Source organism: Myroides sp. C6-3 (genome assembly GCF_050522425.1).
In the GTDB taxonomy this organism is placed as follows: Bacteria; Bacteroidota; Bacteroidia; order Flavobacteriales; family Flavobacteriaceae; genus Flavobacterium.
Genome location: NZ_JBMVQP010000004.1, coordinates 81,735 through 96,080, shown reverse-complemented (window position 1 = coordinate 96,080; position 14,346 = coordinate 81,735). Strand labels below are relative to the sequence as shown.

At 39.1% G+C, this 14,346-nt stretch carries 10 protein-coding genes, 2 tRNA genes and 1 riboswitch; of the genes, 9 read left to right on the top strand and 3 right to left on the bottom strand.

Features of this window, described 5'->3' with window-relative positions:
* Window positions 1-79: 79 nt before the first annotated feature.
* Complete coding sequence (dnaE, locus tag ACPDG9_RS03105; protein WP_430526350.1) at window positions 80-4,612, top strand: DNA polymerase III subunit alpha; 4,533 nt, start codon at window positions 80-82, stop codon at window positions 4,610-4,612.
* Window positions 4,613-4,655: 43 nt separating this feature from the next.
* On the opposite strand, the gene ACPDG9_RS03100 is transcribed toward dnaE, so the two are convergent.
* Both ACPDG9_RS03100 and ACPDG9_RS03095 read right to left on the bottom strand, forming a co-directional pair.
* On the bottom strand, window positions 4,656-5,183 hold the full coding sequence (locus tag ACPDG9_RS03100; protein ID WP_430526349.1) for a MepB family protein: 528 nt from the start codon (window positions 5,181-5,183) through the stop codon (window positions 4,656-4,658).
* 29 nt (window positions 5,184-5,212) lie between these two features.
* Complete coding sequence (locus ACPDG9_RS03095) at window positions 5,213-5,713, bottom strand: hypothetical protein (RefSeq protein ID WP_430526348.1); 501 nt, start codon at window positions 5,711-5,713, stop codon at window positions 5,213-5,215.
* Window positions 5,714-5,922: 209 nt separating this feature from the next.
* On the opposite strand from ACPDG9_RS03095, the gene trxA reads away from it, so the two are divergent.
* From trxA to ACPDG9_RS03055, 8 genes are all read left to right on the top strand, one after another.
* Window positions 5,923-6,240 carry a thioredoxin gene (trxA, locus tag ACPDG9_RS03090; protein WP_182648049.1) on the top strand — a complete coding sequence of 106 codons (318 nt, stop codon included), beginning with the start codon at window positions 5,923-5,925 and terminating at the stop codon, window positions 6,238-6,240.
* A 530-nt stretch (window positions 6,241-6,770) separates the two neighbouring features.
* A tRNA-Asp gene (locus ACPDG9_RS03085) sits at window positions 6,771-6,844 on the top strand.
* Between the two features lie 114 nt (window positions 6,845-6,958).
* Window positions 6,959-7,035: transfer RNA gene (locus ACPDG9_RS03080), tRNA-Asp, on the top strand.
* 211 nt (window positions 7,036-7,246) lie between these two features.
* Window positions 7,247-7,429: riboswitch (cobalamin riboswitch) on the top strand.
* A gap of 102 nt (window positions 7,430-7,531) precedes the next feature.
* The gene (locus tag ACPDG9_RS03075; protein ID WP_430526347.1) at window positions 7,532-9,601 is read left to right on the top strand and encodes a TonB-dependent receptor; all 2,070 of its coding nucleotides are present in this window, start codon (window positions 7,532-7,534) and stop codon (window positions 9,599-9,601) included.
* Between the two features lie 4 nt (window positions 9,602-9,605).
* Window positions 9,606-10,739: a YncE family protein gene (locus ACPDG9_RS03070; RefSeq protein ID WP_430526346.1), complete on the top strand. Its 1,134-nt coding sequence runs from the start codon at window positions 9,606-9,608 to the stop codon at window positions 10,737-10,739.
* 30 nt (window positions 10,740-10,769) lie between these two features.
* Window positions 10,770-11,690 (top strand): PKD domain-containing protein, encoded by a 921-nt coding sequence (locus ACPDG9_RS03065; RefSeq protein ID WP_430526345.1) that lies wholly within the window; start codon window positions 10,770-10,772, stop codon window positions 11,688-11,690.
* Between the two features lie 22 nt (window positions 11,691-11,712).
* Complete coding sequence (locus ACPDG9_RS03060) at window positions 11,713-12,804, top strand: DUF4465 domain-containing protein (RefSeq protein WP_430526344.1); 1,092 nt, start codon at window positions 11,713-11,715, stop codon at window positions 12,802-12,804.
* Between the two features lie 149 nt (window positions 12,805-12,953).
* Window positions 12,954-13,826 (top strand): DMT family transporter, encoded by an 873-nt coding sequence (locus tag ACPDG9_RS03055; RefSeq protein ID WP_430526343.1) that lies wholly within the window; start codon window positions 12,954-12,956, stop codon window positions 13,824-13,826.
* Here the strand turns inward: ACPDG9_RS03055 and ACPDG9_RS03050 are convergent.
* Window positions 13,806-14,324, bottom strand: a complete 519-nt coding sequence (locus tag ACPDG9_RS03050) for a DUF456 domain-containing protein (protein WP_430526342.1) — start codon at window positions 14,322-14,324, stop codon at window positions 13,806-13,808. The genes ACPDG9_RS03055 and ACPDG9_RS03050 overlap by 21 nt on opposite strands.
* Window positions 14,325-14,346 lie beyond the last annotated feature (22 nt).

Below are 14,346 nucleotides of genomic sequence, written 5' to 3'. Positions count from 1 at the left end.
CGAAATAAGCGGCTTTTTTTGTACCTTTGAAATTGTTACAAATCTCCCTGTTTTTGGGTTAATAATCTATAAATCAAGTATGTATTTAATTTTTGATACGGAAACTACTGGGCTTCCGAAGAGTTGGTCTGCCCCCTTAACGGATACTGATAACTGGCCAAGATGTGTGCAGATTGCCTGGCAGTTACACGACGATATGGGACGACTGGTTGAACATCAAGATTATCTGATTAAACCAAAAGGATTCAATATTCCCTATGATTCGGAGCGAATTCACGGTATCTCTACCGAATTAGCAGATGAACAAGGAATTGATCTGGAAGAAGCACTTGCTAAATTCAATATTGCTTTGTCAAAAGCGCGTTTTATCGTTGGGCAAAATATCGGTTTCGACGTCAATATCATGGGATGTGAATTCTATCGTATGGGTGTTGATAGTATCCTAACACAAATGCCTGTTTTAGATACGTGTACTGAAGTTACTGCTGAATTGCTAAAATTACCTGGTGGTAGAGGTGGGCGTTATAAATTGCCTACTTTAACGGAATTACACACCTATTTATTCGGAGATGCTTTTGCGGAAGCACATAACGCTACCGCCGACGTAGAGGCAACAACGCGTTGTTTCCTCGAATTAGTTAAACGACAAACGTTTTCTAAGGAGGAACTTCAATGTGATGATACCTATATTCAACGTTATATAGCATTTAATCCTCAGCCTTTTCAACCAGTTGGATTAAAGCACATCAATTTAAAGAAAGCTTCTGATGAAATCAGAGCTCGCCTTGCTAAAATGCAAGGAAGTGCTGCGGAAACGATCTCTACAGAAGAGCGTCAACAGTTGCAACAAGCTCGATTTGCGCATCTACACGTACATACGCAATTCTCGGTCCTACAATCAACGATTGGTATTGCTAATTTAGTTAAGAAAGCAGGAGAGATGAATCTGTCTGCGATCGCCATGACGGATCACGGTAATATGATGGGCGCCTTCCATTTTGTGATGGCCGTGAATAACCATAACAAAGGGATAGAAGCGCAAAATAAAACGCGACTTGAACAGGGGGAAGCAGCGTTGCCTTTGTTAACTCCTATTGTAGGGTGTGAGTTTTTTATTAATGAAAACCACCTCGATCGAACGAAAAAAGACAATGGGTATCAAGTTGTTTTGTTGGCAAAGAATAAAAAGGGCTATCACAATTTAGCTAAAATGGCTTCTATTGCTTATACGGATGGCTTCTACTACGTTCCGCGTATTGATAAAAGTGTTGTAGAACAATATAAGGAAGACGTAATGGTACTAACAGGAAACTTGTTTGGAGAAATTCCAGGTAAGATTCTGAATGTTGGTGAGCGTCAAGCGGAGGAAGCTTTGATTTGGTGGAAGGAGCAGTTTGGTGCGGATTTGTACATTGAGCTGATGCGCCACGGTCAAGAAGATGAAAATCGCGTCAATCAAGTATTAGTTGAATTAGCACGTAAGCACAACATCAAAATGGTCGCAACGAATAACGCGTACTATTTAGATAAAAAAGATGCCAATGCACACGATATTTTGCTGTGTGTAAAGGATGGGGAAAAGCAAAGTACCCCAATTGGAAGAGGTAGAGGGTATCGTTATGGATTGCCCAATCAAGAATACTACTTCAAATCAGAAGAGGAAATGAAAAAATTGTTTGAGGATTTACCTGAAGCAATTTACAATATACAAGAAGTCGTCGATAAAGTAGAACCATTTGTTTTACATCGAGACGTATTACTGCCAAAGTTTGATATTCCCGAAGAATTCCAAGACGCTAGAGATCTCGAAGGAGATGGCTCTGGAAAACGGGGAGAGAACAACTATTTAAAATATTTAACCTATGAAGGAGCCAAGCGCCGTTATCCTGAAGTAACAGCGGATATACGCGAACGTCTGGACTTCGAATTGGAGACGATCGAGCGTACCGGATATCCAGGATACTTTTTGATTGTACAGGATTTTATTGCTGCGGCTCGTCAAATGGGGGTTTCTGTTGGTCCAGGACGTGGGTCTGCTGCAGGGTCTGCGGTAGCCTATTGCTTGGGAATTACCAACCTTGATCCCATTGAATACGATTTGCTTTTTGAGCGTTTCTTAAACCCAGATCGTGTATCCATGCCCGATATTGATATCGACTTCGATGATGAAGGACGAAGTAAGGTTATGGATTATGTAATTGATAAATACGGATCCAATCAGGTTGCGCAAATTATTACCTATGGTAAAATGGCTACCAAATCGGCGATTCGAGATACTGCTCGGGTGTTGGATTTACCGTTGTTTGAAGCAGATCGAATTGCAAAATTGATTCCGGGAATGATGCCTTCCAAATGGAACTTAGCGCGCTTCTTGTCTGAAAGTGAAGATGCAATAAAAGGAGCCCTGCGAAGCGAAGAATTTGATAAGGTTAAAGAATTAATTGCCTTAGCGAAAGAAGATTCGCTAGCTGCAGAAACAATTCAACAAGCAAAAATATTGGAAGGCTCCATGCGAAATACGGGAATTCACGCTTGTGGGGTAATTATTACGCCTGATGATATCACAAAGTTCGTACCTGTGACTGTAGCGAAAGATTCCGATTTGTATGTAACTCAGTTTGATAACTCCGTAGCAGAGAGTGCAGGGTTGTTGAAAATGGACTTCTTAGGATTGAAAACCCTAACGTTAATTAAGGATACTATTAAGCTTGTTAAATATAGAACGGGTATCGAAATTGATCCGGATTTGATTCCGATTGATGATCAAAAGACTTATGAACTCTTTCAACGCGGTGAAACAATTGGGGTATTCCAATATGAATCCGCAGGGATGCAAAAGTACATGCGCGAATTAAAACCAACGGTTTTTGCGGATTTAATTGCCATGAATGCCTTGTATCGCCCAGGACCGCTAGAGTACATCCCGTCGTTTATTCGCCGTAAAAATGGTGAAGAACCCATTGTGTACGATTTAGATGCTTGTGAAGAGTACCTAAAAGAAACCTATGGAATTACGGTATACCAAGAGCAGGTAATGCTTTTGTCACAGAAATTAGCAGGATTTACAAAAGGGGAAGCCGACGTTTTACGTAAGGCTATGGGTAAAAAACAAAAGGACGTCTTGGATAAGATGAAGCCTCAATTTGTAGATCAAGCAGCGCAAAAAGGGCATGATCCTGTTGTGCTAGAAAAGATTTGGAAAGACTGGGAGGCTTTTGCTTCTTACGCCTTCAACAAATCACACTCTACTTGTTATGCGTGGATCGCCTATCAAACGGCTTACTTAAAAGCGCATTATCCTGCAGAATATATGGCTGCTGTACTGTCGAATAACATGAACGATATCAAACAAGTGACCTTCTTTATGGAAGAGTGTAAACGCATGGGATTACACGTGTTAGGTCCGGATGTCAATGAGTCGTTTTACAAGTTTACGGTAAATGATGAGTACGCAATTCGATTTGGAATGGGAGCTGTGAAAGGAGTAGGGCAAGGGGCTGTAAAGACCATTGTTGATAATAGAACCAATGGTCGCTATCGATCGATCTTTGATTTAGCCAAGAAAATAGATTTGAGAGCAGCGAATAAAAAAGCATTCGAAAACTTAGCCTTGGCTGGTGGATTCGATTGTTTTGAAAATACACATCGCGCACAGTATTTCTATACAGATCCGACAGATCCCAATACATTCTTGGAAAAGGCCATTAAATATGGTGCTAAAACACAGGAAAGTGAGAACTCTGCGCAGGTCAGTTTGTTTGGGGATAGTAGCGAAGTTCAGATTCCAGAGCCGCTTTTACCCGCTTGTGAAGAATGGAGTACCATGGAAAAACTCGCAAAGGAAAAAGAGGTGGTAGGGATTTACATTTCTGGTCATCCCTTGGATGATTTTCGCTTTGAATTGAAGAGTTTCTGTAATGTTCGAGTAGAAGAACTCGTGCGTTTGGAAAACTTCACAGGACGTGTTGTTAGTTTTGGTGGAATGATTAGTGATGTGCAGTTTAGAACTTCAGCAAAAGGAAAAGATTGGGCTGCCTTTACTATTGAAGGATACGATGAATCTTTTGAATTCCGTTTGTTTAATGAAGATTTCTTGAAATTTAGACATTTCTTATTGACAAATACTTTTGTATTTGTTCGCGTACAAGTAAATGAAGGCTGGATTCGAAAAGATACGGGTGAGCGTGGCGAGCCTCGTCTGCAATTCATGGAGATGAAACTGTTACATGAAGTAATTCCTTCATTTGCAAAACAACTTGTGGTACAAATGAATATTAAGGATCTAAATCAGAGTAGATTAGATGAGATTAAAGCGACACTCGATAAATACAATGGCGATAAACAGGTCTTTTTTGACATTTATGAGTTGGAAAAAGTAGAGTTAGAAGAAGAGGTAAAGCCAATCGCAATGATTAGTACTGTGAACGAGGATGGTGAACCCCTTGATGGACTGATGGAGGGAGAAGAACTGTCGTTTGAGGTAGAAGAGAAGAAAGAAGAGTTCAGAATAATCAATCGCATTGAAATGTCTAGTCGAAATAGTCGCATTACCATTAGTGCGGATTTATTAGAAGAATTAGAACGTCAACAAGTGATGTTTAAATTGAATTAGAATAGGAGTAAGAAAATATAAAAATCCTTGGTTTACTAGTAAATCAAGGATTTTTTATTGTGCTTGACTTTGAATACAATTGCATAATGTTGCTCACTTTTTCTAAAGCTTGTGGAGTAAAATCAGTACAAGTAATAAAGTATAGACTTTGCCATTGTTGGGTTTGCAGAGCCTGTTTACTGGTGGGTAGCTCCCAATCGGGATATACGCGAAACCCGCGCTTTCCTTCTCTCTTGGCTGTCGTTAGGATACCTCTTTCTCCTAGTATAGCGCGAGGAAAAATAAAAAAACCAGTTTGATCGCCATCCTCTGTCAGTATAATGTAAAAATCAAAAGGATCTAACGTTGTAAAAGGAGTTGTTATACCAACCGCATTTCTTTGCCATACAGTTACAAACTGTCCTGTTTTTTTGGGCGTAATTTTAGCCTTCCTATATTTAATAGTAAAATTAGCAAGTTGACAGCTGTAGCCAAAATATTCTTCGCATTCTAGGTCTTTTGTGCAATTGCTGTGCGTTAGCTCTAAATGATGGGAAAGTTGTGATATAAGTGGAATCAATTTGTTGTCCATTTTTTATAGTGAATAGTAAAAGCTACTATTTATTTCAGTTTCCAATTATCCAATACAAGTGTTACAATAGCATGTGGCCACATTTCATAACCTAGTAATTTTGGTTCAACAGGAAGAATAGAAGTTTTAGCCCAATCTTGATGAGTGGGAGTAAACATCATAGCCTTATATTTCAATTTTTGATCAAAGGGGTTTTTGACCACGAGTATGGTTTGAATACGCGTTCGATCACTAGCCTCTTGTGTAAGTTCTATTTCGATGGTTCGCGTGGGGTGGTTATTTTGTTCCACCACTTTCATGCTTTGAATAGCGTTGCCTTCTATTTCACATTCAACCCACACTTTTTCGTTGCAAAAAAGTTGCAGGGTATTAGGAGCAACAAAATAAGGACTTGCTGGAATATCCATGCCATATTGGTGCTGTTCATCTGCGGCAATTTCTAATCTATAGGCCGGTCTTTGAGATGCTCTATCTTGTGCTTGTACTATAAAGGAGCAAAGAATGATTGCAAAAAAGAAGTGTTTTTTCATTCGACTTGTCAGTTGATATGGTTGTTAGCAGAAAGGTACAATATTTTTAGAACTATAAGTAAAGGAGGGAATACAAACGTAGGATCCTTAAACCTAGATGAGAGAAGATTAGCTTTGTATATTATCAAATAGATAAAATTGATTAAAAAGGATGAGGTAAGTTTAATAATTTTAGTAGTTTTGTCTTATAACGTAAAAAAAATATTATCATGGCATTAGAAATAACAGACGCTACATTTGAAGAAGTAGTATTAAAATCAGATAAACCAGTTTTAGTAGATTTTTGGGCAGTATGGTGTGGACCATGTAAAATGTTAGCTCCAGTTGTATCTGAATTAAGTACAGATTTCGAAGGAAAAGCAGTAGTTGGAAAAGTTGACGTAGACAATAACCAAGAATTCGCTTCAAAATATGGAATTCGCAACATCCCTACAGTATTAGTATTCAAAAATGGAGAAGTTGTAGGTCGTCAAGTAGGAGTAGCTCCTAAGAAAACATATGAAGATTTAATCAACGACGCTTTGTAAGAAGTGTAAATCAGATTAAAAAATAAAAAAAAAACAGCAGTATATGTACATGTACTGCTGTTTTTTTTGTTCTATTCTGAAGCTTAGGAAGAAGAAAAGAGCGCTAGTTACACTAAAAGAAGTGGAAAAAAGGAAGTGTAGAGAAGAAAAAAAGGCTGTATTCGAACGAAAAGAAGTTCACTATGGCAAAATGCAGCGAGAAAAAAGATTCGTTTTAAAACAAAAAGAGCATATAAAACCTGATTTGTAGAAAAAGAAAATGGGAGAAAACGGGAGTATAAGGATCAAAAAGGAGTAAAAAATAGAGGCTAGAAGCTTTTTTTAGGAGAAAGATAAAAGGAAGTATTCCTTTAAAAAGCACAAGGATTCAAAAAAGACGCAAAAAAAGTCATTTTTTTTTAATAGGATATAGTGTTGAAACTCAGACGGCTTCTGGTTTTGGTTGTAAAAAATTTATTTTTTTTTATCGTAGGATTTGGAAGTGTAGAAAATGGTCGTATATTTGCACCGCATTACAGCAATAAAGACAAGGTTTGGTAGTTCAGTTGGTTAGAATACATGCCTGTCACGCATGGGGTCGCGGGTTCGAGTCCCGTCCAGACCGCAAAACTCAAAAGCAATTTTGAGTCAGCGAAAAAGACAAAGAAAAGAATAAATTTCTTTGTAGTTTTTAAAAAAAGTCTATCTTTGTCGCTGTAATGATTTTATGGTTAATACTGGTTTGGTAGTTCAGTTGGTTAGAATACATGCCTGTCACGCATGGGGTCGCGGGTTCGAGTCCCGTCCAGACCGCCAGTAAAAAAGAAGCCTCTCATTTCGTGGGAGGCTTTTTTTGCCCTCTAATAATCACTGAATTAATAGAGTGTAAAACTTAGTTGTGTTGTTAAGTGCGTAAGCACTAAGGTTTAGTAGTTAGACCAATGAAAAGCTTTCCTGAAATTCAAGGAGAGCTTTTTTGTTTTTAATCCAGTACGGTACATAGCGAACTGCGTATCATTTTCCCTATCTTTGCTTCGAATAAAATGGTTCTTCTGTAACAAGAAGATGTCAAAAGGGAATGGAGTGTAAGTCTCCAACAGGCCCGCTGCTGTAAGCTCATTCGTTTAGTAAGCTTAGTTGTCCACTGTGTATTATGGGAAGGACCTTGCTAAGAGTAAGTCAGAATACCTGCCATTTTAGGTTTTGTTTCATGTTTTCGATGCCAAAACAGTAAACGTTATTCCTCATGCGCTTTGTCTTTTTCAAATCCGCATAGTGGCTATGCGTTGGTGTATTGAAGTGATTTACACGTATGCAGGTACAGTACTTTTTATGGATTGTTTTTGTGGTTTTTTTTGGTGTAGCAAGTAGTTATGCCCAACACGCCCAAGACAGTATAACGACGTTAAGTGAAATTGTCGTTCAAAAAGATAAAGCAATAGATATTATTCCTCCTCAACGTTTAGCAGGTGAAGCGCTGCAACGCTTGAATCAATATAACGTCGCCGATGCATTGCGTTATTTTGCCGGTGTAAAAGTAAAGGATTACGGCGGTATGGGAGGCATGAAAACAGTTGATGTTCGCCATATGGGAACCCATCATGTAGGGGTTTTGTATAACGGAATTCAATTGGGAAACGCTCAAAATGGAATCGTTGATCTCGGTAAGTTTGCCCTAGATAATATCGAGCAAATTGACCTGTACAACGGACAGCGCAGTAGCACACTTCAAGCAGCTAAAGAATTTGCCTCAGCATCTCTGGTCTCAATCCAAACGAAACAACCTGTTTTCGAAGCTGGAAAGCGAGTACAAGGACAGGTAAGTTACACGTTAGGGACTATTCAATGGGTCAATCCTTCAGCAGGGGTAGAAGTAAAGGTAAACGATCAGGTTAGTACCCGTATTAGTGGAGCCTATCTCTATTCGAATGGTCGTTATAAATTCAGGCAAAAACGCCACAATATCGATGGCTCTGTTGCTTATGATCTCACAGATTATCGAAGAAATAGTGGTATTGAATCCTATCGAATCGAAAACAATTGGTTTGGAAAAGATGAGGTAAATACGTGGCAAGCAACGGCCTATTTCTATCAATCTCAACGGGGGTTACCCAGTGCTATCATCAAGAAGAGTGATATAACCGAAGAGACAGAAAAGCAAAACGAACAACAAGGCGATAAAAATGTAATGCTTCAAGGCGAATGGAAACGCACGGTATCCCCATACTATCAGTTTGTGCTGAAAGGAAAGTTTGCCTACGATCAGCTGCATTATAAATCGAGAAAAACAGTTGATTTTGACGGTGATGAGGTAACATATAACCCACAATTTGACAATACCTACGAGCAACAAGAGTGGTATGTGTCTGCCGCTCATTCACTCTCTCTTAAGCCTTATTGGATGGTTGATTGGGCAACGGATATACAATACAATAAACTCAACGCTAGTCGAGTAGGACAAGAAAGCCTATTTTCTTTTCCAGAGCGCTATACTTTTTATACGGCACTATCTACGAGAGTAACTATCGGACCACTGAAAGCGCAAGCAGCTATATTGGGAACGTTTACAAAAGAAAAGGTGAGATACAATTATCAAGCACCAGATCGCACCATATTTACTCCTTCTGTCTTTGTAAGTTATCATCCTTGGCAGGAGCACCAATTGGAACTGCATGCTTTTTATAAACATACCTATCGATTGCCTTCGTTTAATGATCTGTACTATACGCAACTGGGAACTGCACAGCTGAAACCGGAATATAACCGACAGCTGACAATCGGTTTGTCTCATCAACAACCCATTCGCTCAAGCAAAGTAAAAGAGGTGTACGTTGCTGTAGAGGGATATTATGCAAAGACGAGTGATAAGATTATAGCTTCTCCTACGTCAAGCATGATGCGCTGGATGATGTCCAATTTAGGAGAAGTAGAGCAATACGGTATTGAAAGTCAGGTAAAAACGACTTGGCAGCTCTGGGCAGAAGTAAGGGCTCGTGCGGGACTTACCTATGAGTATACAAGGGCAAAAGATTGGACTGTTACCCCCGCAGGAAAACCCTCTTACTATGGAGATCAAATTCCCTATGCTCCTTGGCATTCGGGATCGGCTATCGCCGGATTGGACTATCGCGATTGGAGTCTTACTTACAGTTTTATCTATGTAGGAAAGCGATACAATGGAAATAAAAATAACAATAAACGCAATGAATTACAACCTTGGTACACCCATGATGTTGGGGTGGTGCGAACGATAAAAGGACCGAAATGGCAAATGAAGGTGAGCTTAGAAGCGCATAATTTAGCCAATCAGTACTATGAAGTTGTGACTAATTTCCCCCTGCCAGGGCGTAATTTTAGAGTAACCGTAAACGTAGCGATATAATACCATGAGAATAGTTGTTTTTTTACTTTTTAGTCTGAGCCTCTTCTTAAGTAGTTGTCGCAAAGATGAGCTGATTTTTGTATCGGATAGCTCAGTAGTTTCAATTCCAGTTGACCTAGAGCAGTACAGGGGGTTCTATCTCCTCAATGAAGGAAACATGGGAATGAATCGCGCGACAATTGATTACTTTGAGTATCAAACGGGAAGTTATACGCGAGATATTTTCTCAGAACGAAATCCTACACTCCCACGAGAATTGGGAGATGTTGGAAATGATCTTGTGATTTATGGCAACAAAGCCTACGCGACAATTAATGCCTCCAATTTTATAGAAGTGTTTGATGTTGCAACGGGTAAGCACATCAAGCAAATTCACCTACCCAATTGCCGCTATTTGACGTTTGATGAGGGCAATGTGTACGTGAGTTCTTTTGCCGGAAAAATAGAAACAAATCCCAATGCTGAAATTGGCTTTGTAGCTGAAATTGATACGCTTTCCCTTGCGGTTACTCGAAAAGTAAATGTCGGATATCAACCTGAAGAATTAGTTGTGCATAAGCGTAAACTTTACGTCGCTAATTCAGGGGGATATCGCGAACCCAACTATGATACTACCGTTTCTGTCGTGGATTTAACCACCTTTACGGAAATAAAAAAAATAGAAGTAGCACCCAATTTGCATCGCATGCAGGTAGATGCTTCAGGTGATATTTATGTCAGTTCTAGAGGAGATTACAAAGAGATCCTTCCTGCGTTGTATATACTGGACTCAAACGCGGATCTGGTCAAACAAAAGCTCGATATACCCGTAGCAAATATGACCTTAGATGATTCTTTATTGTATTATTATACTTCTAGTTATCAATTGAATACAAGGGAAAGTTCGATATCGTTTGGCGTTTTAGATACCAAAACAAAACAGGTCATTCGCAATTCAATAGCTACAGATGGCACAGATCAGCAACTGTTCATGCCTTATGGAATTGCAGTTAATCCGGAGACAAAAGAAGTTTTTTTAACAGATGCGCAAGATTACATTGGAAATGGTTATATTTACTGTTTATCTCCAATTGGAGAATTAAAATGGAAGACTATTACGGGTAATATTCCTGCTCATCTTGCTTTTGTAAAAAAGTAAAAGCGGAGGTATATTCGCTCAAAAGAAAATATGATTAGAAGATTAGGAATAGTAGTAATTGCAAGTAGTTGTATTGGAATGGCACTGGGCTGTTCGAATGATAGTGAAGCTCGAGATGAGAATCCGAAAGAGTACAAAGCAACGATTAGTAAGGTGTTTGAATATGCACCAGCTTTTGGGCAGTTTGTCAATAAATTGCCGGTATATGAAGAAGGTGATACAGCCGAGCATATGCGTGTAAAGGCAGAAAGGGCTTTGCAAAATAACGAGGTTATTACCTTAGGTGGATTTGGAGGGTATGTCGTATTTGGATTTGATCATACCATTGCCAATGTACCGGGTAAACGCGATTTTCAGATTTTGGGTAATGCGTTTGCGAATAATGCAGAACCGGGAGTTATTCTTGTCGCTTACGATGTGAATAAAAATGGAAAACCAGATGAGGATGAATGGTTTGAGATTGCTGGGAGTGAACACGATAAGGCAATTTTAGGATATGAAATCACGTATTATAGACCTACTAAGGCAAGCGATTTAAGTAAAGAAGAAATTGAACATTATATTCAATGGTCAGATAATAAAGGGAATAGGGGATGGAAAAAGAAAAATACGTTCCATAACCAAAGTTATTATCCCCAATGGATTCAGGAGGAAACCTTGACATTTAAAGGAACTTTGTTGCCTTCAAACGCGATAAAAAAGGATGATACAGAGAAGGGATGGCAATTAAAGGCATTTGAATGGGGCTATGCGGATAATTATCCGAATAGACAAGAAGGGTCCAAGATCGATATTGATTGGGCGGTTGATCGAATGGGAAATAAAGTAAATTTACCGGGGGTAGACTTTATTAAAGTCTATACGGGATTAAATCAAGAAGCTGGATGGCTAGGAGAAACCTCAACAGAGGTAGCAGGAGCGATTGATTTACATGGGGAAGAACAAAAATAAAAACACTTAAAAATAAATAAATATGAAAAAAAGATTATTTAGTCTTAGCGCCTTAGTAATGGTAGGGCTTGGTTTATCAGCAGTTACGCTAACAAGTTGTTCTAGCGATGACAATAAGAGTGTATACAATATCAATGTTGATAAAGGAAAGTTAACAGCTGTGACGTTTGAAGAAATTACAGTTGATACAGGAATTACAATTAATGACGCTGCTTATACTTGGTTTGATCACACGACAAGACAAGTAATTTCAAAAGAAGCGGTTTTAAAACACGCATTTAAAACACCGGGTGAGCACAAAATCTCATTGAAAATTGAGCATAAAAGCAAAACGGAATTATATAGTTATTTAGTTGATGTTTCGAAATCAGCAGATTACGATTATATCACTTTAGATCTTTCTGAATTTGATTTAGGAGAGGGAATTGAAACAGCTGGAGGATTCATCTGGGATCAAACATTTACAGCAGAGGCAGTGCTCGAATCGGATGTTTACACCTTTAATCACATGGCTTCAGCAGATGGAAGCTATTGGTCAGGATTTACGGTTTCAAACAGTACGGATGATGCAAATCACGTGGATGCAGAAGGTGGATGGGAGAAAAACCAATGGGGAACAATGGCAAAAGGTAATGTGGAAGGAAATGAAGGACATTACTTAGTGGCTTATGCAGATCAAGCACCAGCAGGATTACAGCAAGGAGCAACGGTTAATGTTGAAGATTATAGCGCTGTTGTGACGTTAGATGATGAAGCTACTTATCAAGCAATCAGTACACAAGTAGCTATGAGTCCTTGGGCTTACTACGGTATTACAGAAGGGGATGACTTCGCTACAAAATTCGAAACAGGAGATTACTTTGCACTGAAGGTATATGGAGTTGATGCAGACATGAAATTAACTTCTGCTGAGCCTGTAACGCACTATTTTGTTGACTTTAGAAATGGAGTTAACGCTATTAGTAAAGATTGGAACAAGGTAGACTTATCTTCATTAGGTGAAGTGAAGCACTTGTTGTTCTTCCTTGAGACAACAGATAAGAATGATGCTGGATATGCTAATACAGCTCTTTATTTTACGATGGATCAATTAACAGTGAATCCCGTTCAATAAGAAGAACTAGTATACAATAATAGAAAGCCTTGCCCTTTGCGGCGAGGCTTTTTTTGTTGCTTGCGATTAAAAGTAAAAAACTAAGAGAAAAAGGACAGAAACACAGAAAAACTACCGTATTTTGCAGCCAAACTAAAAAGCATAAAAAGATGGGATCTAAACCTAGAATAGCACTGTTTATTGGTATTTTGTGTATTTCTATTTTTCCAGTGTTGGTCAAAATGGCCCTTGTACCAGGGTTAATTTCGGCGTTTTACCGCATGGCTATCGCGGCTTTGTTTATTGTTCCTTATGCTTTTTTTACCAAACAGATCAAAGTATACGATCGAAAAACAACAACGTTAATGGTGTTGTGTGGAATCTGCTTCGGTTTGGATATTGGGGTGTGGAATATTGCTATTCAAGGTTCCACCGCTACGCAAGCAACTTTGTTGGGAAATCTAGCGCCGGTATGGGTGGGAATTGGAAGCTATTTTTTCCTGCAAATTAAACCATCCGTTAATTTTTGGATAGGCACCCTATTTGCACTTATTGGTATGGTTACCCTTGTTGGAATTGAGGTTTTTGTGAACCTGTCTTTTGATATTCCTTTCGTGTTTAGTATTCTTTCGGGAATGCTCTATGCAACTTATATTTTGTTGAGTAAAAGGGTATTGGGACAAGTAGGTGTTGTGCCTTTTATGTCTTATAGTATTTCGGTATCGACAATTTTTCTCGCGATTTTAAACGGGATTACGGGTTCTGCTTTTACTGGGTTTTCAATGGAAGGCTGGATGACGCTACTGATTCAAGGCGTGGTATGCCAACTACTCGCGTGGTTGCTCATTAGCTATGCAACGCAACAGATGAGAGCTACCCGTGTTTCCTTGAGCTTGCTCAGTCAAGCGCTATTCGCAGCCTTACTCGCTTGGTACTTCTTAGATGAAGCAATCTCCCTACAAATGGTTGTAGGAGGATGTATTATTTTATTGGGTATTGCCATAACCTTTGTCAATAAACCGCTAATTGGTCGACCACAGTAACGCTTGAGAAGAAAACTTCTCAACAATTAGTACAATTCCCCAAATCAGAAAAACAACGGCAAAGACTACCTTGAGAAAGGTAGACGCGAGGAATCCGATAAAAGAACCGATGGCCGCTTTTAAGGCACGAGAAATATTGCGACTGTCAAAGATTAACTCACCAATCAAAGCCCCGAGAAAAGGGCCTATTATAAACCCTAATGGAATAGGAGCAATAATCCCTAGGATCAATCCGATATTAGTTCCCCATACCCCATATTTACTGCCGCCGAATCGCTTAGTTCCTTGTGCAGGGATTACGTAATCTAACACTGAAATGACTAGGGTAACCACTAAACTTCCCCAAAGGGAATAGCTGCTCATCGTTATACCATCGACAAAATACAAGCACAAAATCCCAAGCCAACTCAGAGGTAACCCAGGTAAAGCAGGTAGTATACTGCCAATAAGGCCCATAACAAGTAGTAAAATGCTTAATAGCAATAAGAAATAGTCCATCTCTTTTTTTTTCGTATTTTTG

Excerpts from the sequence above, each read along its gene's own strand:
- ACPDG9_RS03075 (WP_430526347.1), top strand. The coding sequence starts at position 7,532 with ATGCAGGTACAGTACTTTTTATGGATTGTTTTTGTGGTTTTTTTTGGT.
- ACPDG9_RS03095 (WP_430526348.1), bottom strand. The coding sequence starts at position 5,713 with ATGAAAAAACACTTCTTTTTTGCAATCATTCTTTGCTCCTTTATAGTA.
- ACPDG9_RS03050 (WP_430526342.1), bottom strand. The coding sequence starts at position 14,324 with ATGGACTATTTCTTATTGCTATTAAGCATTTTACTACTTGTTATGGGC.
- ACPDG9_RS03100 (WP_430526349.1), bottom strand. The coding sequence starts at position 5,183 with ATGGACAACAAATTGATTCCACTTATATCACAACTTTCCCATCATTTA.
- ACPDG9_RS03065 (WP_430526345.1), top strand. The coding sequence starts at position 10,770 with ATGATTAGAAGATTAGGAATAGTAGTAATTGCAAGTAGTTGTATTGGA.
- ACPDG9_RS03060 (WP_430526344.1), top strand. The coding sequence starts at position 11,713 with ATGAAAAAAAGATTATTTAGTCTTAGCGCCTTAGTAATGGTAGGGCTT.
- trxA (WP_182648049.1), top strand. The coding sequence starts at position 5,923 with ATGGCATTAGAAATAACAGACGCTACATTTGAAGAAGTAGTATTAAAA.
- dnaE (WP_430526350.1), top strand. The coding sequence starts at position 80 with ATGTATTTAATTTTTGATACGGAAACTACTGGGCTTCCGAAGAGTTGG.
- ACPDG9_RS03070 (WP_430526346.1), top strand. The coding sequence starts at position 9,606 with ATGAGAATAGTTGTTTTTTTACTTTTTAGTCTGAGCCTCTTCTTAAGT.
- ACPDG9_RS03055 (WP_430526343.1), top strand. The coding sequence starts at position 12,954 with ATGGGATCTAAACCTAGAATAGCACTGTTTATTGGTATTTTGTGTATT.